Origin of the sequence: Curtobacterium sp. MCSS17_008 (assembly GCF_003234185.1) — a bacterium.
Classification (GTDB): Bacteria; Actinomycetota; Actinomycetes; order Actinomycetales; family Microbacteriaceae; genus Curtobacterium.
This window is the reverse complement of sequence record NZ_QKSM01000003.1, coordinates 221,955-240,597: the sequence shown is the minus strand read 5'-3', so window position 1 is coordinate 240,597 and position 18,643 is coordinate 221,955. Positions and strand designations below refer to the sequence as shown.

The 18,643-nt window shown below is 73.8% G+C and carries 18 protein-coding genes; 13 read left to right on the top strand and 5 right to left on the bottom strand.

Annotated features, from left to right (window positions below; genetic code table 11):
- The first annotated feature begins 61 nt into the window (after positions 1-61).
- The 4 genes from DEJ23_RS05510 to DEJ23_RS05495 all read left to right on the top strand — a co-directional run bounded on the left by DEJ23_RS05510 (position 62) and on the right by DEJ23_RS05495 (position 3,264).
- Positions 62-508 carry a MarR family winged helix-turn-helix transcriptional regulator gene (locus DEJ23_RS05510; RefSeq protein WP_111239236.1) on the top strand — a complete coding sequence of 149 codons (447 nt, stop codon included), beginning with the start codon at positions 62-64 and terminating at the stop codon, positions 506-508.
- Between the two features lie 49 nt (positions 509-557).
- Entirely contained in the window at positions 558-770 is a 213-nt protein-coding gene (locus DEJ23_RS05505; RefSeq protein WP_181429129.1) for a hypothetical protein, read from the top strand.
- A 53-nt stretch (positions 771-823) separates the two neighbouring features.
- Positions 824-1,918 (top strand): alkene reductase, encoded by a 1,095-nt coding sequence (locus DEJ23_RS05500; RefSeq protein WP_111239320.1) that lies wholly within the window; start codon positions 824-826, stop codon positions 1,916-1,918.
- 104 nt (positions 1,919-2,022) lie between these two features.
- On the top strand, positions 2,023-3,264 hold the full coding sequence (locus DEJ23_RS05495) for a mannosyltransferase family protein (protein WP_111239234.1): 1,242 nt from the start codon (positions 2,023-2,025) through the stop codon (positions 3,262-3,264).
- Positions 3,265-3,268: 4 nt separating this feature from the next.
- Here DEJ23_RS05495 and DEJ23_RS05490 read toward each other — a convergent pair whose 3' ends face one another.
- Together DEJ23_RS05490 and pucL are read right to left on the bottom strand one after the other, a co-directional pair.
- Positions 3,269-3,871: an NTP transferase domain-containing protein gene (locus DEJ23_RS05490; protein ID WP_111239319.1), complete on the bottom strand. Its 603-nt coding sequence runs from the start codon at positions 3,869-3,871 to the stop codon at positions 3,269-3,271.
- 29 nt (positions 3,872-3,900) lie between these two features.
- The gene (gene pucL, locus DEJ23_RS05485) at positions 3,901-4,845 is read right to left on the bottom strand and encodes a factor-independent urate hydroxylase (protein WP_111239233.1); all 945 of its coding nucleotides are present in this window, start codon (positions 4,843-4,845) and stop codon (positions 3,901-3,903) included.
- A 306-nt stretch (positions 4,846-5,151) separates the two neighbouring features.
- Between pucL and DEJ23_RS05480 the strand changes: the two genes are divergently transcribed.
- From DEJ23_RS05480 to DEJ23_RS05470, 3 genes are read left to right on the top strand one after another with little or no spacing between them, the layout of a single operon-like run.
- Positions 5,152-5,976 (top strand): xanthine dehydrogenase family protein subunit M, encoded by an 825-nt coding sequence (locus tag DEJ23_RS05480; protein ID WP_111239232.1) that lies wholly within the window; start codon positions 5,152-5,154, stop codon positions 5,974-5,976.
- Complete coding sequence (locus DEJ23_RS05475) at positions 5,973-8,777, top strand: molybdopterin cofactor-binding domain-containing protein (protein ID WP_111239231.1); 2,805 nt, start codon at positions 5,973-5,975, stop codon at positions 8,775-8,777. Before DEJ23_RS05480 ends, DEJ23_RS05475 begins: the two co-directional genes overlap by 4 nt.
- Complete coding sequence (locus DEJ23_RS05470) at positions 8,777-9,769, top strand: XdhC family protein (protein ID WP_111239230.1); 993 nt, start codon at positions 8,777-8,779, stop codon at positions 9,767-9,769. The genes DEJ23_RS05475 and DEJ23_RS05470 overlap by 1 nt, the downstream gene beginning before the upstream one ends.
- A gap of 161 nt (positions 9,770-9,930) precedes the next feature.
- On the opposite strand, the gene DEJ23_RS05465 is transcribed toward DEJ23_RS05470, so the two are convergent.
- A complete protein-coding gene (locus tag DEJ23_RS05465) occupies positions 9,931-11,223 on the bottom strand; it encodes an amidohydrolase family protein (RefSeq protein ID WP_111239229.1) in 1,293 nt (430 codons plus the stop codon).
- 149 nt (positions 11,224-11,372) lie between these two features.
- Between DEJ23_RS05465 and DEJ23_RS15880 the strand changes: the two genes are divergently transcribed.
- The 3 genes from DEJ23_RS15880 (at position 11,373) to DEJ23_RS05455 (ending at position 13,639) form a co-directional block, all read left to right on the top strand.
- Positions 11,373-11,495: a hypothetical protein gene (locus DEJ23_RS15880; protein WP_258375267.1), complete on the top strand. Its 123-nt coding sequence runs from the start codon at positions 11,373-11,375 to the stop codon at positions 11,493-11,495.
- 127 nt (positions 11,496-11,622) lie between these two features.
- Positions 11,623-12,075: a hypothetical protein gene (locus DEJ23_RS05460; protein ID WP_111239228.1), complete on the top strand. Its 453-nt coding sequence runs from the start codon at positions 11,623-11,625 to the stop codon at positions 12,073-12,075.
- Between the two features lie 166 nt (positions 12,076-12,241).
- Positions 12,242-13,639: an amidohydrolase family protein gene (locus DEJ23_RS05455; protein ID WP_111239227.1), complete on the top strand. Its 1,398-nt coding sequence runs from the start codon at positions 12,242-12,244 to the stop codon at positions 13,637-13,639.
- 90 nt (positions 13,640-13,729) lie between these two features.
- On the opposite strand, the gene DEJ23_RS05450 is transcribed toward DEJ23_RS05455, so the two are convergent.
- Entirely contained in the window at positions 13,730-14,683 is a 954-nt protein-coding gene (locus DEJ23_RS05450) for a PDR/VanB family oxidoreductase (RefSeq protein WP_258375265.1), read from the bottom strand.
- Entirely contained in the window at positions 14,680-15,297 is a 618-nt protein-coding gene (locus DEJ23_RS05445) for a helix-turn-helix domain-containing protein (RefSeq protein ID WP_181429128.1), read from the bottom strand. Before DEJ23_RS05445 ends, DEJ23_RS05450 begins: the two co-directional genes overlap by 4 nt.
- Positions 15,298-15,507: 210 nt before the next feature.
- Here DEJ23_RS05445 and DEJ23_RS05440 point away from each other — a divergent pair, with 210 nt between their 5' ends.
- Genes DEJ23_RS05440 through DEJ23_RS05430 form a run of 3 tightly spaced genes read left to right on the top strand, consistent with a single transcriptional unit; the run spans position 15,508 to position 18,492 of the window.
- Entirely contained in the window at positions 15,508-16,821 is a 1,314-nt protein-coding gene (locus DEJ23_RS05440) for an amidohydrolase family protein (RefSeq protein WP_111239225.1), read from the top strand.
- Between the two features lie 34 nt (positions 16,822-16,855).
- Positions 16,856-17,623 (top strand): ABC transporter ATP-binding protein, encoded by a 768-nt coding sequence (locus DEJ23_RS05435; RefSeq protein WP_258375263.1) that lies wholly within the window; start codon positions 16,856-16,858, stop codon positions 17,621-17,623.
- Positions 17,623-18,492: an ABC transporter permease gene (locus DEJ23_RS05430; protein ID WP_111239224.1), complete on the top strand. Its 870-nt coding sequence runs from the start codon at positions 17,623-17,625 to the stop codon at positions 18,490-18,492. The genes DEJ23_RS05435 and DEJ23_RS05430 overlap by 1 nt, the downstream gene beginning before the upstream one ends.
- The last annotated feature ends 151 nt before the right edge of the window (positions 18,493-18,643 follow it).

The window sequence follows — 18,643 nt, the reverse complement described above, 5'->3', positions numbered from 1 at the left end:
TCCGCGTTCGGGGTGGACACCTGCGCTGGCGACCGTTCGTGCACGAAGGTATCGTGACCGCATGACCGCGACCGACGTCGACCCCCTGGCCCTCGACCGGCAGCTCTGCTTCGCCCTGGCCGCGACGAGCCGCAGCGTCATCGGGCTCTACCGGGACCTGCTCGACCCGATGGGACTGACCCACCCGCAGTACCTCGTCATGCTCGCGCTGTGGGAGCACGACCCGCGCTCGGTCCGCGAGATCGCGCGGGAGCTCCGGCTCGACTCCGCCACCCTGAGCCCGCTGCTCAAGCGCCTCGAGGCATCCGGCTACGTCCGCCGGCAGCGCAGCACCGCCGACGAGCGCCAGCTCGAGGTGTCCCTGACCACCGCCGGTCGGGCGCTGCGCGAGCAGGCACGCGCGGTCCCCCTCGCCGTGGCAGACCGGCTCGGCTGGCCGCTCGACCGCCTCGAGCGGCTCAAGGACGAGCTGACGGAACTGCTCGTCCGGGTCGACAACCTGGAGTGAACATGTCCTTCGTGGCACAATGATTCGTGGACGAACGAAAGGACGGGCCGTGGGTCGCTTCGGCAGCTGGTACGACCGCTGGAACCGCACGCTCATCGAGAAGATGGGCCCGTCACAGATCGGCGCCGGGCACGCCGAGGACGTCGACGACCGCACCATCGACCGCCCCTGCCCGATCTGCGGACGACCGCTCTCGCGGCACACCGTGATCCGCCCGGAGGGCCAGGTCCGGTCGAGCACCCTGGTGTGCCCCGCACGCTGAGCATCCGCTCCGAGGTCGGAATTGCCCCGGACAACACGTGGTTCACCCCGGGCGTGAAGCTCTTCGAACCCGCCGACCTCGGCGCACTCCACCTCCGCAACCGCATCGTCATGGCTCCGCTCACGCGGACGCGCGCCGGTGAACAGGGCATCCCGAACGACCTGCTCGTCGAGCACTACGCACAGCGCGCCGGCCTCGGCATGATCATCACCGAGGGCACCTGGCCCGTGCAGGAGGGCCGCTCGTACCCGGGGCAGCCCGGCATCGAGACCGACGAGCAGATCGCCGGCTGGCGTCGTGTGACGGACGCCGTGCACGAGCGCGGCGGCACCATCGTGATGCAGATCATGCACGGCGGTCGCGTCTCGCACACCGACATCTCGCAGACCCCGCGCATCGTCGCCCCGTCGGCGATCGCCGCACCGGGCCAGACGCACCTCGCCGACGGCAGCAAGGCGGACATGCCGGTACCGCACGAGCTCACCACGGACGAGGTCCGTCAGGCGGTGCAGGGCTTCGCGCAGGCCGCGCGCAACGCGATCGCCGCAGGCCTCGACGGCGTCGAGGTGCACGGCGCGAACGGGTACCTCGTGCACGAGTTCCTCTCCCCCGTGTCGAACACCCGCACCGACGCGTACGGCGGCTCCCCCGAGAACCGCGCCCGCTTCGCCGTCGAGGTCACCACCGCGGTCGCCGAGGCGATCGGCGCCGACCGCGTCGGCATCCGCCTGTCGCCGCAGCACGACATCCAGGGCGTGCTCGAGGAGGACGACGCCGACGTGCGTGCGACGTACACGGCCCTCGCCGCCGGGATCGCACCGCTCGGCATCGCCTTCGTCGACGTCCTCAACGCCGAACCCGCCAGCGAGCTCGTGCAGCACATCCGTCGCACCGCCGGTGCACCGTTCATCGCGAACTCGGGCTTCTCGTCGATGACCACCCGTGACGAGGCGATCACGCTCCTCGACGGCGGTCTCGCAGACGCCGTCGCCGTGGGTCGCGCCGCGATCGCGAACCCGGACCTCGCCGAGCGCTGGGAGCAGGACGCGGAGCTCAACGAGCCGCGGCCGGAGCTCTTCTACGGCGCGGGCGCCGAGGGCTACACCGACTACCCGACGCTGGACGAGGTCCGCCAGCGCGTCGCGTAGTCGACGCGACCACCGACGGACGGGAGGGGCGGTGCCGGCTGGCACCGCCCCTCCCGTCCGTCGTCGGTGCCGGTCCGGCGCCCCCGCGCACCTAGGATCTTCCGGTGAGCACCGCCACCGCACCGCCGTCGTCCCTCGACCGACGGGACGACCTCGACGAGGGGACGGCAGCCGACCGCGCGGCGGCGTCCGGCGAGCGCCGCCGGCGGGCGCTCCGCGGGACCCTCGTCGCCCTGGCGCTCTGGGCGGCGGCCCGGGTGCTGCTCGAGGGAGCCGCCCTCGTCGCCTGGCTGGTCGAGCGGCCCGGGCAACTCGGTCTGCGGACGCTGCCGACGGTCCTGAACCACTGGGACGCCGAGAACTACCTGCACGTGGCGCAGTACGGGTACCGCTCCTTCGGCGTCGTGCCGTTCGACGAGGCGTTCCTGCCCGGCTACCCGTTCCTCTCCCGCTTCGTGGCCGAGGGCGTCTTCTTCACCGTCGCCCCGAACCCCACGCAGATCGCCGCGGCGATGTGGCTCGTGACCGGCGTCTCCGCCGCCGTCGCCGCCGTGCTGCTCTGGAAGGTCGTCCGGGACCGCTTCGGCGCCCCCGTCGCGGCCGGTGCCGTGGTGATCCTGGTCGCCGGACCCTACGCGCACTTCATGGTCGTGCCGTACGCCGGCGCGCCCTACCTGGCCTTCGCGATCGGCGCGTGGCTGCTCGTCCAACGTGGCCGCTGGATCACGGGTGCGCTCCTCTGCATCCCCGCCGGCCTGATCCGCGTCGAGACGGTCTACCTGGTGTCGGCGCTCATCGTCGCCCAGCTGCTCGGCCCGCGGGTCCCGCCGTTCCGGTCGCGTCTGTGGCGAGCGGTCGTGTTCGGCGCGGTGTCGTCGCTCGGTCTGGGGTACTACCTGGCCTGGCTGTGGCACCAGACGGGCAACCCGACGCACTGGTTCCTCGTCCAGCGGCTCGGGTGGCACCGCGAGACACAGTGGCCGTGGGAGACCTTCCGCACCACGCTCCGGATCGCCACCGAGACGACCGGTTCGGGGCAGTTCCAGGAGTGGTCGGACATCGTGATGGTCGCGCTCTACCTGGTCGCGATCGGGTTCCTGATCGCGAAGCGCTGGTGGCCCGAACTGGTCTACACCGGCCTCATGGTGCTGTCGATGGGCACGAGCCACGCGTGGACCTCGATGGCCCGGGAGAGCTCGGTGCAGTTCCCGCTCATGGTGCTCGTGGCATCGACGCTCGCCGGGCGTCGGCGCTCACGCTGGGTGTTCTGGGTGGTGCTCGGCGTCGGGGTGGTCGACGCGACCTACCAGTCGTACCGGTTCGCGCTCGGCGACTGGGGCGACTGAGTCGTCACCCGCACGACGACGCGGCCGAGGCCCGGTCGCACCCTCCGACCGGCGGCCGGTCCCGGTCCTCGCCGTCCCACAGGTCACCGCAGGCGACCCACTCGGCACCGGCTCGGCGGAGCCACGCGCCCGCGCTCCGGTCCCCCGGGTCCGCCGTCACGGCCGCGAGGAGCGCGGTGCGGTGCGCCGGCCCGACGAGCACCGGGTGCCCGGGACGCCCGCCGAAGACGGCGCGGCGCAGGACGTCCGGGGACTCGGCTGCCCCGATGACGCGACGCACGGCCGCCGCGGGCATGGTCGGCAGGTCGACGAGGGTGACACAGGCGGCGACGCCGTCCGCGAGCGCCCGCACCCCGGCCGCGAGCGAAGCACCCGGGCCGCCGGCCCAACCCTCGGCGACGACGGTGCGCGCACCCGGCAGGTCCGGCACGAGCCGTCGGGCGTCCTCGGCCGCCGCGCCCAGGACCACGACGACCGACCCGCACCCGCCGTCGAGGAGCGCGGTCGTCGCGCGGTGCAGCCAGGGGGTCCCGTCCGCGGAACGCACGAGCGCCTTCGGGCGTCCCATCCGGGTGCCCGCACCGGCTGCGAGCAGGACACCGGTCACCGGGAGCGACGACACCGGGGGCGTCCCGGTCAGACGAACGCCGGCACCGCGGTCCACGCCGCCGGGGCCTCGGCGACGCCGTCGCGGACGACCGTGCCGGAGATCAGCCCGTAGGGACGATCGGCGGCGAAGAACACCTCGCCCGGGTTCTCGAGGCCGAACGGCGCCAGGTCGACCAGGAAGTGGTGCTTGTTCGGCATCGAGAAGCGGACCTCGGCGATCTCGGGGAACGCCTCGATCGCGGTACGACCCATCGCGAACAGGGTCTGCTGCAGCGCCAGCGAGTGCAGGTCGGCGAACGTCGCGAGCATCCGTTCGAGCACCCCGGCGTACACCGCGTCGTAGTCGATCCCGTCCGCGACCGCCTCGGGCGTGTAGCGCCACCGCGCCGTCACCGAGGTCGCGAGGATCCGGTCGTCGGTCTCGGCGAGCGTCGTGTACCCGTCGCGCGGGAACCCGTGGAACTCGCTCCCGGTGGACTTCAGCACGGTCAGGTCGGTCACGCCCGCGAGCACGTGCACGTCGTCGCCGTCGACCTGGACGACCGCCGTCCGCGTGCCGCGTCCGGCCCGGACGAACGAGTGGTCGTGCTCGCGCCCGTCGACGGTGATGCGCTCCCACGCGTGCTGCTCGGCCGACAGCGTCGACCCGTCGTACCAGTCGAACGCCGTGGCGAAGTGGCGGCCGAGCCGCAGCAGGAACTCCTCGGAGGTGCCGACGCCGTGCTCCTTCGCGAACGCGTAGACGGTGTTCTTCTGCGTGTCCGTCGCGACCACCTTGGCGTTGTCGCCCTCGGTGTAGGACTCGGCGAGCGCCGCGCCACGCAGCTGCGTCGTGATCGTCAGGTCCTCGACCTCGTGCCGGTCGGTGTCGCGGGTGACACGGACGAGCCGGACCTCGGCCTTGCCGTACTGGTTCGCTCCGAGGCGGACGGTCGTGGTGGTGGGGGTGGGCGTGGCCTCGGTGATCTCCATGGGCCGACGATGACAGCCGAGTGTTTCGGCGGTGGGTCGAACAGGTCACGAGCTGCGTCCGGAGCGCCGTCCTGGTCGTGACGCGGCCGTCGAACGCCCGTAACGACGCGGAAACACCCGTTCCCTAGCGTTGCGCCCACGGCGCTCCCGTCGCGCCGACCCACCGCACCGGCACGAAGGAGGTCCCCGTGGCGCACCCCACCGCACCCCACCGGGCCTCGGCGTGGAACCGCGGGATGATCGCGCACGGCCGACGGTCCGACGGCACCCCCGTCACCCGTCCCGCCACCCCGATCGGACCCCTGCATGGACCTCGTCACCGTCCGCACCGTGCGGACACCGTCGCACCGCGACGACCTCGCCCTCGCACCCGGTGAGCAGCCGCTCGCCGGCGGCACCTGGCTGTACTCCGAGGAGCAGCCCGGCCTCACCGGCCTCGTCGACCTGACGGCGCTCGGGTGGCCGGACACCGAACGGCTGCCGGGTGCGCTGCGCATCGCGGCGACGTGCACGATCGCCGCGCTGCTGGGCACCACGCCGGACCCCGGGTGGCGCGCCTGGCCACTCGTCGACCGGTGCGCGAACGCCCTGCTCGCGTCGTTCAAGGTGTGGAACGCGGCCACGGTCGGCGGCAACGTCGCGACCGCACTGCCGGCCGGTGCGATCACCGCGCTGCTCGTGACCCTCGACGCCTCGGCCCTCGTCTGGATGCCGGACGGCGGGGAGCGCCGGCTGCCGGTCGCGGACCTCGTCACCGGCCCCCGCGAGACGGCGCTCGCCCCGGGCGAGGTCATCCGGGCCTTCGACGTCGCGGAGTCCGCGCTCGCCGCCCCCACCGGGTACCGCCGTGTGTCGCTCAGCCCGCACGGCCGCACCGGCGCGCTCGTCACCGCGCGGTGGTCCGACACGGGGTCGGTGCTCGTCGTGACCGGGGCGACCCCGCGGCCGCTCGTCCTCCGGGTGCCGGCCGTCCCCGACCCGGCCGAGGTCGACGCCCGGCTGGCCGCCCACGACGACTGGTACGACGACCCGCACGGCTCGCCCGCCTGGCGCCGCGCGGTGAGCCGCCGGTTCGCGGCCGAACTGCTGGCCGAGCGGTCCGCCGCCCTGCGCGCAGGAGGTGCGGCATGAGGTTCGAGGTCGACGGCACGACGGTGGACGCCGACCCGCAGCCCGGACAGGTCCTCCGCACCCTGCTCCGCGAGCACGGCGTGACCAGCGTCAAGAAGGGCTGCGACGCCGGTGACTGCGGCGCGTGCTCGGTCCTGGTCGACGGCGTGCCCGTGCACTCGTGCATCACGCCGGCGCACCGCATGGACGGGCGGTCCGTGACCACCGCCGCCGGGCTCGGAACCCCCGAGGACCCGCACCCCGTCCAGCGCGCCTTCGCCGAGGCACCCGGGTTCCAGTGCGGCTTCTGCACGGCCGGGTACGTGGTCACGGCGTCCGCGCTCGACGACGACCAGCTCGCCGACCGGCACCGTGCGCTCAAGGGGAACCTCTGCCGCTGCACCGGGTACCGCGCGATCGAGGACGCGCTCGACGGCGTGCGCAACACCGCGTGCGCGAGCGCCGGCGCCGCCGTCGGGACGTCGGTCGCCGCCCCCGCCGCGATGCGGATCGTCACCGGCGGGGAGGAGTACACGCTCGACGTCCGGCCGACCGAGGCCCTGCTGCACGTCGCCGTCCTGGGCAGCCCGCACCCGCACGCCCGGATCACGACGATCGACGCGAGTGCTGCCGAGGCGCTCCCCGGCGTGCACGCGGTGCTCACCCACCACGACGACCCCGGCGTGCTCTTCTCCACGGGCCGGCACGAGTCCCGGCTCGACGACCCCGACGACACCCGGGTGTTCGACCGTGTGCTCCGGTTCCGCGGGCAGCGCGTCGCTGCGGTCGTCGCGGACAGTGTCCGGATCGCCCAGCAGGCGTGTGCGCTCCTGCGGGTCGACTACGAGGTCCTGCCGAGCGTGCACGACGTCGACGCGGCACGACGCCCCGGTGCCCCGCTGCTGCACGGTGACAAGACCACCGCGGAGCACCGCATCGCCGAGCCGGCCCGCAACGTCGTCGCGGCGCTGCACGGCGAGACCGGGGACGTCGAATCGGCGCTGGCAGCGGCCGCCGCGACCGTCGAGGGCACCTGGTCGACGGGCCGGGTCTCGCACGCCGCCCTCGAGACACACGCGACCCGCGGGTCGCTGGACCGGGACGGGAGGCTCGTGCTGCGGACCGCCACGCAGGTCCCGTTCCTGGTCCGCGACGAGATCGCCCACGTCTTCGGCCTCGACCCGTCACGCGTGCGCGTGGTGGCGAAGCGCGTGGGCGGCGGGTTCGGCGGCAAGCAGGAGCTGCTCACCGAGGACCTCGTCACCCTGGCCGTGCTCCGGACCGGCAGGACCGTCCAGTACGAGTACAGCCGCCGCGACGAGTTCACCATCGCCCCCACGCGGCACCCGATGCGCGTGCGGGTCCGGTTGGGCGCCGATGTCGAGGGACGCCTCACCGCGCTGCACGTCGACCAGACGATGGACACCGGTGCGTACGGCAACCACGGCGTCGGCGTCATGTTCCACTCGGTCAGCGAGTCCGTCGCGGTGTACCGCTGCCCGTCGAAGCGGGTCGACGCAGAGTCGGTCTACACGAACAACCTGCCCTCCGGGGCGTTCCGCGGGTACGGCCTCGGGCAGGTGGTGTTCGCGATCGAGTCGGCGATGGACGAGCTCGCCCGGCGGCTCGACATCGACCCGTTCGAGCTCCGGCGCCGGAACGTCGTCGTGCCCGGCGACCCGCTCGTCGTGACCGACCCCGACGAGCAGGACGACCTGCGGTGGGAGGGCAGCTACGGACTCGACCAGTGCCTCGACCTGGTGGAGGACGCCCTGCGCGCACCCCTGCCCGAGGTCCCGGCGATGGACGGCCCCGCCCTCGACGACCCGGCTCCGGACGGGACGGGCGACTGGGCCCACGGCACCGGGATCGCCCTGGCGGCCATCGCGACCATGCCCCCGCGCGGACACCACGCGCACGTGTCGGTCGAGGCGACCGCGCACGGCCGCTACCGCATCGGCGTCGGGACGGCCGAGTTCGGCAACGGGACGACCACCGTGCACACCCAGCTCGTCGCGACGGCGCTCGGCACCACCCCGGACCGCGTCGACGTGCACCAGTCGGACACGGACGCCGCCCGGCACGACACGGGCGCGTTCGGCTCGGCCGGCGTCGTGGTCGCGGGCAAGGCCCTGTACGCCGCGGCGCAGGACCTCCGCGAGCAGCTCACCGCGCGGGCGCTGACCCTCGTCGCGGCCCGGACACCGCGCACCGCGTCCGGGGTGCTCGGTCCCGCGGTCGAGGTCCTGCCGGACGGCGTGCGCATCGGGGACGAGGTCGTCGGGCACGCCGAGCTCCTGTCCGACGGACCGCTCGTCGCGCACGCGAGCCACGACGGCACCCCGCGCTCCCTCGCGTTCACGGTGCACGGTGCCCGCGTCGCCGTCCACCGCCCCACCGGGGAGGTCCGGGTGCTCCACAGCGTGCAGGCGGTCGACGCCGGGACGGTCCTGAACCCCGAGCAGCTGCGCGGCCAGGTCGAGGGCGGCGCCGCACAGGCGATGGGGTCGACGCTCTACGAGGAGGTCGTGCTCGACGACGCCGGCCGCGTGACGACCGACGCGTTCCGGTCGTACCGCGTGCCGAAGATCTCCGACGTGCCGCGCACCGAGGTCCGGTTCGCCGAGACCCACGACCCGCTCGGCCCCCTCGGCGCGAAGTCGATGAGCGAGGCCCCGTACAACCCGGTCGCGCCCGCCGTGGCGAACGCCGTCCGCGACGCGATCGGGGTCCGGCCCTACCGGCTGCCGATGACGCGCGACCGGGTGTGGGCGCTGCTGCAGGACGCGGCCGTTGACCCGACCGACGACGGGGGTGCGTGATGTTCGAACTGGCACCGCGCCTCCTGGCCGTGCTCGACCGCGGAGACCCCGTCGTCGTCGCGACGGCCGTGTCGATGACCGGGAGCGCACCGAGCGGCGTCGGGACGTCGATGGCGGTGCTCCCCGGCGGGCAGGTCGTCGGGACGATCTCGGGTGGTTGTGTCGAGGGCTCGTTGTTCGTGACGGCGGAGCAGGTGCTCGAGACCGGCGGAGCGGTCCTCGAGCGGTTCGGGTTCGACGAGGACCCGGACGACCCCGACGCCGTGTGGGCACCGGCGCTCCGGTGCGGCGGTCGGGTCGAGGTGCTGGTCCGGCGGATCGGTCCCGACGACACCCTGCTCGTCGGAGCCCTGCGCGACGCAGCGCGCGGCGTTCCGGCCTCGGTGACGCTCTCCCTCGAGGCGGCGACCCTCGGGGCGGTCGTGACCGCGCCGGACGGCTGCCGCGGCCGCGTGTTCGTCGAGCGGGCGGACCACCGGCCGCGCTGCATCGTCGTCGGTGCGGTGGAGACCGCGGTCGCCGTGACCAACGCCGCGGCGGTGCTCGGGTACGCGGTGACGGTGGTCGACCCGCGGCCGGTGTTCCTGACGGACGAGCGGTTCCCCGCGGCCCAGGAGCGGATCGTCGGGTGGCCGAACCGGGTGCTCCGGGAGCTGCCGATCGACGGAACGACCGTCGTGGTGGTGCTCTCCCACGACGACCGGTTCGACGCCGACGTCATCGACCTGGCACTGCGTCGCGGGGCCGGGTACGTCGGGGCGATGGGGTCGCGGGCGACGCACGAGCGGCGGTCGGAGACGTTGCGGGCGCTGGGCACGCCGGACCTCGACCGACTCCGCTCCCCCATCGGGCTCGACATCGGGGCGCGGACCCCCGCGGAGCTGGCCGTCGCGGTCATGGCCGAGGTCGTCGCCGTGCGGACGGGTACCGCAGGCGGTGCGTTGACCGGCGGGGCGGGCCCGATCCACCGGAGCACCGCGGCCGCGCGCTGACCCGGCTGACTGGTCGAGACGCCGGCGTCGCGCCGAGACGCCGCCAGGGCATCGAGACGCCTCCGTTCCCCGCGGCGTCTCGACCGCACCGCGGCGTCTCACCTGGACGCCGGTGTCTCACGCGGACACCGCGCGCCGTCCGCATCGCGCGCCGAACCCCGTCACACAGGGGTGCGTTCGAGACGCTCCGTCAGCCGGGCCGCGATCTCGCGCTCGTCGCCGGTGACGAGCCGGAAGTCCCGGACGACCACGCGTCCGCCGACGACCACGTGCCGGGGCCGTCGCCCGGGCGATGCCCAGAGCAGCCCCGCGACGGGGTCGGCCACGCCCGCATCGGCCACCCCGGACACGTCCCAGACGCACAGGTCACCGGCGGTGCCCTCGCCGAGGTGCCCGAGCTCCGGGCGACCGAGGCCTGCCGCCGATCCCTCCGTCATCGTGCCGAGCACCTGGCGCGCCGGGAGCTGCGGCCCGACGAGCGCCGACACCTGCATCGCCAGCCGTCCGTCCGCGAGCAGGTGCCCGGCGTCGTTGCTGCCCCCGCCACTCGTCCCGAGCCCGACCGGGATGCCCGCCGCCGTGAGCTCCGCGACCGGGGCGATCCCCCACCCCATCGGCACGTCGCAACCCGGAGCGTGGGTCGCGGTCACCCCGGCCGCCGCGAGCCGGGCGATCTCGTCGTCGGTGACGTCGCACAGGTGGGCGATCGTGACGTCCGGCGCGAGCCATCCCCACTCCTCCAGCAGGTCCAGCGGCCGACGCCCGTACCGTTCGAGCGCGATCGCGGTGTCCACCTGCTCGTTCGCCTGCGTCCGCCGTCGGAGCCCGTGCTGCGCCGCGACCTCGCCGAGCGCGCGGAAGGTCGCCTCGCCGTCGGAGTGGACACCCGCCGGCCCCACCGCCAGCTGGAGGCCGCCGTCCGGGTCCACCCCGCCGACCGCCCGCTCGTGCATCAGCCTGGTGGCGATCGCGTCCGCGGAGGCCGCGGCACGGTCCGGATCGTCCCGCGCCGACCCGCGGACGAAGACGAGCCGTCCACCGAGACCACGCACCGCGTCGACCGTCGCCGCGGCGAGCGCCACGGTGTCGTCCGTGCTCGCGTCGGACGGCCAGTTCAGGTGGTGGTCGGCGATCGTCGTGACGCCGGACAGGAGGCCCTCCGCGGCCCCGGCAGCCGCCGCGAGTCCGTAGAGCTCGGGATCGTGCCCCGCGCGGCCGTACGCCGACGCCATCGTCGGCAACCACGCAGCCATGGGCACGCCTCGCGTGCCCGGCAGGGTGCGGAACGCGGTCTGCAGCAGGTGGTGGTGCGCGTTCACGAGGCCAGGCGTGACGACGCAGCCCGACGCGTCGAGCGTGGTCGCGAGGTCGCTGCCGTCGTCGAGGACGACGTCGCCCTCCCGTTCGGTCCGGGGATCGACGAGGACGCGGCGGGCACCGGTGACGGTCAGCATGCGACGGTTCTAGCAGCCGACTGTTTCCGGGGCGTGACGGCGGAGCGCCCGGCCCGCTGCGCACCCTTCATCGGCTTCACGAGATGTCGATCCCTGGCACTCCGGTTCGGCTGTGCGTACTCTCTGCACGGGGAGCAGTCCGGGGGGACATGACCGACATCGAGTTCGACGACGGCGCCGCGGAACGGCTGATCGCTGCGGCGGACGCGGGCACGTCGACCGGCCAAGGCGACAAGGTGACCCGTCCGGTCGCTGGCGAGGAGGCCTGGTGACCAGAGCATGACACGATCCGAGACCAAGACCCGAGCCGGACGACGGGGCAGCATCCGTCTCCTGGGAGTGGCCGTCGCCCTCCTCGCCTCGACGTCCTTGCTCGCGGGATGTGCGAGAGAGGAACCGATGGAACCGCAGCAGACGTCACACCGCTCCGCGGCGCCGGATGCAGCACGGCATGCGATCGTCGACGTCGTCGACGAGACAACTTCCACCGTCGCGGGAGACCGGCAGGTCGTGAGCGGCCCGAGACTCGGTCTCTGTCCAGGTTCGGACGGTTCCGGAACCGCCGACGATCCGGGCGGGGTCACCTGGGTGTACGTGAAGGAGCACCAGACGACCGGTGACCCCCGAGACGACCTCAGGGCGGTCGAGCGCCTGTGGCAGGGACTCGGCATCTCCACCGAGCGGTTCCGCAGCGGAGGGGACGACCCCGACCTCGGACTCCGTGGCCGCGGTGGCCCCGTCACTTCGATCGTGTTCACTGCGTCGTCGCTGGGGGCGTACACCATCGACGGGCAGTCTCAGTGCGCGGACGGCGACTACGGCGACCTGGCCACGAGCACGCCGACGCCGTGACCCGACCCGCGCATCCGCACTGACCAAGGTGCGATGTCTGCGCGTCGGGCGACGGTGCCGCGACGACGAAGCGGCCACGAGCGCCTCCGTTCCGACCTGCGACCACCGACGCCGCAGGAAACTGCCCGGTCACACCGGCGAAACACGCGCACCCTAGGTTCGCCCCATGACGCAGACCCTGATCCGTGCCGGCTGGGTGCTCACCGCCGCGCCGGACCACGCCCCGACGCCCGCCGCGATCCGGGACGGCGCGGTCCTGCTCGACGGGGACCGGATCACCGCCGTCGGCACCTTCGCCGCGCTGTCCGCCGCGCACCCCGACGCCCCGGTCCGCGGGGGTGCGTACGACATCGTGACCCCGGGCTTCGTCAACACGCACGGGCACTTCAGCGAGGGGCTCATCACCGGCATCGGCTCGCAGTACACGTTGTGGGAGTGGCTCACGGCGCTGATCGGCCGGGTCAACCCGGTGATGACGCGCGAGAAAGCGTACGCCGGCACGGTGCTGCAGGGCATCCAGCTGCTGCGGAGCGGGGTCACGACCGCGAACGACATGTTCTGCGCCGACCCGATGCCCGACGAGCCGGCGACCCCCGGCGTGGTGCAGGCGCTCGAGGATCTCGGCCTGCGCGGCGTCGTGTCCTTCGGCTCGGGCGACGTCGACCGCGACTTCGGTGCGACCCCGATCCTCGAGGAGTTCGAGGCGCTGCGCGAGGCCGCCGACGCCAGCCGGTACAGCACGTTCCGCGTCGGCGTCTCGTCGATCGGGCGCTACACCGACGACACCTGGCAGGAGCACGTCGACTACGCGGTCGCGGGCGGCCACGGCGTGCACGTGCACTTCCACGAGGTGCGCGAGGAGGTGACGGCAGCCCGGCAGCGGACGGGCCGGACGGCGATCGGCCACGCGGAGGCGACGGGCATGTTCCAGGTCCCGGTGATCGCCGCGCACAGCGTCTGGGTCGACCGCGAGGACCGGGAGCGCTACGCCGCGAACGGCGTCGGCGTCGCCCACAACCCGGTCGCGAACGGCATCCTCGCCAGCGGCATCGCCCCGGTCGCGGAGCTCCGAGCCCTCGGCGTGCCGGTCGGCATCGGCGTCGACGGGCCGGCCTCGAACGACTCGCAGGACTTCCTGCAGGCGATGAAGACCGCGGCGCTGCTCGCCCGCGTCCGGGACCTGCAGGCCACGGCGATGAGCGCGCGTGAGGCCTTCGAGATGGGCACGATCGGCGGCGCCCGTGCCCTGCGGATGGAACAGGAGATCGGGTCGCTCGAGCCCGGCAAGCGCGCTGACCTGGTCGTGTTCGACGGCGACTCCCCCACGCTGGCGAACGTGCACGACCCGTACCAGGCGGTCGTGTTCGTGGCGGGCAGCCGCGAGGTCCGCGACGTCTGGGTGGACGGCGAGCTGAGCGTCGCGGACGGCGACGTCACGAGGGTCGACGTGCACGAGGCCGTGGCGCGGGCCCGGCCGCTCGCCCGGCAGCTGGTCGCCGAGGCTGGTCTGGAGCGCCTGTCGGCGCTGACCGGCGGGCTGCTCGACGACACCGAGCGTCCGTAGCGGAGCACACGGGACGGATCGGGGACGAGCCGGACGGGAGGCGGTGCGCACGTCGCGCGCACCGCCTCCCGTCCGGCGCAGCTCGGTCGGTCAGAGCTCGAGCACCAGTCGCGGGCAGCCGCGCCGGGCGCGCGAGACGCAGACCATCATCGTGCGGTCGTCGGCCTGCTCCTCGGGGCTGAGCACGGTGTCGCGGTGCTCCACAGCGCCCTCGAGGACCGGCGTCTCGCAGGTGCCGCACGTGCCCTCGCGGCACGAGGACAGCACGAAGGCGCCGGCCTCCTCGGCCACCTCGAGGAGCGTCCGGTCGGCGGGCACCGTGACGGTGACACCGGTGACCGCGAGCTCGACCTCGAACGGTTCCCCGGGGGCGTCGACGTCGGCGGCCGGTTCGAACCGCTCGACCCGCACGCTCCCGGCGGGCCAGTGCACCGCAGCCGCTTCGACCGCGTCCATCAGCCCGCGCGGTCCGCAGCAGTACACGACGGCGTCCCGCGGTCCGGCCAGCAGACCGACCACGTCCAACCGCGGGTGCTCGTCCGCCGCGGCGACGGCGACCCGCTCGGGGTGCGCCGCCACGAGGTCGTCGACGAAGGCCATCCGGCTGCGGCTGCGACCGGCGTAGTGGAGCTCCCATGGTGTGCCCGCGCGTTCCGCGGCTGCGATCATCGCCAGGAGGGGCGTGATCCCGATGCCGCCCGCGACGAACACCGCGGGCCTGCTGGGGTCGAAGCCGAAGTGGTTCCGCGGTCCGGCCACCACGACCTCGTCGCCCACGGTGAACCGGTCGTGCACGGCGAGCGATCCCCCGCGGCCGCCCGGCTCCCGGAGCACGGCGATGCGCCAGTGTCCCTCCGGCGTGGTCGTGACGAGCGAGTACTGCCGCTCAGAGCCCGGCGCGACCTCGAGGTCGACGTGCGCCCCGGGCTCCCACTCGGGCAGTGGTGCACCGTCGACCGGGGCGAGGTCGAGCGCGACGACGTCGGTGGCGACGACCCGGCGGGCGGCGACCCGCACGCGGCGACGCTCCGGCACGGCGGTCACGCGACCACTCCGACACGAGGGGTCTCCTTGACCACGATCATGTGGAAGCGGCTGCCGTCCGCGCTGCACCAGCGGTGTCCGGTCCCGCCTCGGTAGTACGCGGAGTCGCCCGGTCCCAGTCGCAGGGGCTCCTGGCCGCGCAGGTCGAGCAGGACGTCGCCGGCGAGCACGGTGAGGAACTCGTCCTCGCGGTGCTCGAAGTACTCGCCCAGGTCGGTGTTCTCACCCGTCCACTCGAGCGGCTCGAAGGCGTGCGGGCCGGCGTGGACGAGCAGTCGAGCCTCGCCGCTCGAGAACGGTCCGCGGGCACCCTCGCCCGCGCGGATGACCTCGGGTGACCGGTCGTCGTGGTCCGGTCGCTCCGGTGCCCCGGCAGCGAGCAGCTCGACCTGGGTCGTGCCGAGCGCGGCGGCGATCTTCTCGAGCGAGACCATGCTGGCGCGGGAGTGCCCGCGTTCGACCTGGCTGAGGAACGGGTGCGACAGCCCGGTCAGCTCGGCGACCTGCACCAGGGTGAGCCGCGCGGCGCGGCGTCTGGCGCGGATGTGCTCGCCGATCCGCTGGGTCTGGTCGTCGACGACGCGGTCGGTCGCGGTGGTGGTGCCGGTGCTCACGCGCACTCCTCTCGGCCTGGTGACGGCGCTCCGGTGCCGTGGAGGGCGGGTCGGACGCGGCCCGGCCGGAACCGTCGTTCCGGCGACCCGGTCGGACCGGGACGGGTGTCACACACGGCAACCGCCTCGAAACGAGAGGGAAACACTGCCGCCCTAGCATCGGAGATGTTGATGCGATCAACATTCTCACACACGATCGAGAGGCTCCGGATGGACTCGACACCGCCCCGCCCGATCGGGCTCCTGCGGTCCGCGCTGCTGCCGGACGGTCGCCTCGTCGACGTCGCGATCGACGGTGCGACCGTCACCGCGGTCGCACCCGCCGGCACGCTCACCGCGCAGGCCGACGCCGTGCTCGACCTCGGCGGGCGCCTGCTCCTCACCGCCCCGGCCGAGCCGCACGCCCACCTCGACAAGGCCCTGAGCGCCGACGCCATCCGACCGCCGCTCGGCGACCTCGGTGCCGCGATCGCGTCGTGGGCCGCGCACGCCACCACCATGACCGTCGAGGACATCGCCACACGTGCGCGGACCGCCGCGCTGGCGCTCCTCGCCGCCGGCACCACGTCGGTCCGCAGCCACGTCGACGTCCTGAGCGGTCGCCGCACCGTCGCCGACCCACCCGCCTCCGTCGAGTCGGCGACCCGGGGGGCACGTGCCCTCGTGCAGGTACGGGACGAGCTCGCCGGACTCATGGACATCGAGCTCGTCGCCCTCGCCGGACCGCTCGCGCCGGACCACCACGTCGAGGCCGTGCTCGACTGCGGCGTCGACCTGGTCGGCGGCGCCCCGCACCTCGCCGAGGACCCGCTGGCCGACGTCGACCGGTTGCTCGTCCTCGCCGAGCGGCACGGCGTCGGCGTCGACCTGCACACCGACGAGAGCCTCGACGGCCCCGTCACCCTCGACCACTACGCCCGTGCCGTCCGCCGCATGCCGCGCGGCGTCGAGTACTCCGCCGGGCACTGCGTCCGGCTCGGCACGCTCGGCCCCGAGCGTCTCGCCGAGGTCGTGGCGGACGTGGCGGCCGCGGACCTCGGGATCATCACGCTGCCGATCACGAACCTGTACCTGCAGGGCTGGCAGCACCCGGTCTCCACGCCCCGCGGGTTGACCGCGATCCGGGCCCTGACCGACGCCGGCGTGCGCGTCGCCGCAGGCGCGGACAACGTGCGCGACCCCTTCAACCCGGTCGGCCGGAGCGACGCCCTCGAGACGGCGTCCCTGCTCGTCGCGGCCGGCCACGTGACACCCGACCAGGCGTACGCGATGGTGAGCGACACCGCGCGGAGCGTGATGGGCCTCCCGGCAGCCGGTCCCGTCCCCGGACGGCGAGCGGACCTGCTCGCGATCGCCGCGTCGAGCGTCACCGACGCGGTGGCGAACGCCCCCGCCGACCGGATCGTCCTGTCCCGCGGGCGGCTCGTCGCCCGCACCGAGGTCCGCACGACCGTCGCCGCGCCCGCCGTCACCGCGCCCGCCGCGCCGTCCGCTGCCCGTGCGACCGCTCCCGTCCCCGCCTGACCCCCTCGCCCACCACCGAGAACCCGAGGTGATCGTGACCACCACCGCTCCGCCGCCCGTCACCACGACGGACACGCTGCTCGACTTCCGGAACGTCGAGATGACGTTCCCCAACGGCACCATCGCCCTGCAGGGCGTCGACCTCACCGTCGACCGCGGCCAGTTCGTCTCGGTCGTCGGCCCCTCCGGCTGCGGCAAGTCGACCCTGCTGCGCATCGCCTCCGGCCTCGAATCGGCGTCCGACGGATCGGCGGACGTCGCGGCCGACCGCATCGGGTACGTCTTCCAGGACGCCACGCTCCTGCCCTGGCGCACCGTGCAGGGCAACGTCGAGCTGCTCGCCGAGCTCGGTCACGTGTCGAAGGCCGACCGGGCTGCCAAGGCCGCGCACGCCATCGACCTGGTCGGGCTGAACGGCTTCGAGACGAACCTGCCGAAGCAGCTGTCGGGCGGCATGCGGATGCGCGTCTCGCTCGCCCGGTCGCTGACGCTCGACCCCGAGCTGTTCCTGTTCGACGAGCCGTTCGGCGCACTCGACGAGATCACCCGCGAGCGCCTCAACGACGAACTCCTGCGGCTCTTCGTCGAGCAGCGGTTCGCCGGCCTCTTCATCACACACTCGGTGTCCGAGGCCGTGTACCTGTCCACCGAGGTCGTCGTCATGTCGGGCCGCCCGGGCAGCATCGTCGGCCGGTTCGAGGTGCCGTTCCCGATGCCCCGCGACCCCGACATCCGCTTCACCCCCGAGTTCGCCGAGCTGGTCGGCGAGGTCTCGCACGCGCTCCGGGAAGGACACCGCTGATGGCCACCCTGCAGGAGGTCGCCGAGACCCGCGCGGTCCGGGCCGCCGCACGCCGTTCCGCCCCGCACCCCCGCCGATCGGTCGCGTGGTGGCAGCCCGTCGTCGTCCTCGCCGTGCTCGTCGGCGTCTGGTACGCCGCTGCCGCCTACTACGACCACGTCCGCGGGCTCGCGTTCCTCGTGCCGTACCCGCACCTCGTGGCGAAGGCGATCGTCGCGCCGACCATGCCGGACGGGTCGCCCTCGACCTTCGGCACCGACCTGTGGTCCGCGCTCGGGCGCACGACCGTGGTGTCCCTCGTCGGTCTCGGCTTCGCGATCGTCATCGGCGTGGTCTGGGCGATGGCCATGGCACAGGCGAAGTGGCTCGAGCGGTCGCTCTACCCGTACGCGGTGGTGCTGCAGTGCGTGCCGATCCTGGCGCTCGTGCCGCTCATCGGCGCACTGTTCGGCTACGAGTTCGCCAGCCGGGTGATCGTGACGGTGATGATCGCCCTGTTCCCGATGGTCTCCAACACCCTGTTCGGCCTGCAGTCCGCCGACCGGGGCCAGCGCGAGCTGTTCCGCCTGCAGCGGGCGAGCCGGTTCGCCCAGCTCGTCAAGCTGCAGTTCCCCGCCGCGCTCCCGTCGATCTTCGTCGGCCTGCGGACCTCGGCCGGCCTGAGCGTGATCGGCGCCATCGTCGGCGACCAGTTCTTCCAGCGCGGCAACCCCGGCCTCGGCGTCCTCATCCAGGTGACCGCCTCTCGCCTGATGGGGCCGGAGCTCTACGCGACGATCATCATCGCCTCGCTCTACGGCGTCGCCGTCTTCCTCGTGTTCGGACTGATCGGCCGCCTGGCCGTCGGTCGCTGGCACGACTTCAGCTGACCCGCGTCGCGGCGGCCTCCCCCCGGTGCGCCGCGGCGCGGGTCGCCCCTCCAGACCCCCGGAACCGTCGGCGGCGACCACAGCGCCACCGCGTCGTCGACGTGCCCGGACCCACCCACCCCTCCCCGAACCGACAGCACGACCCGACAGC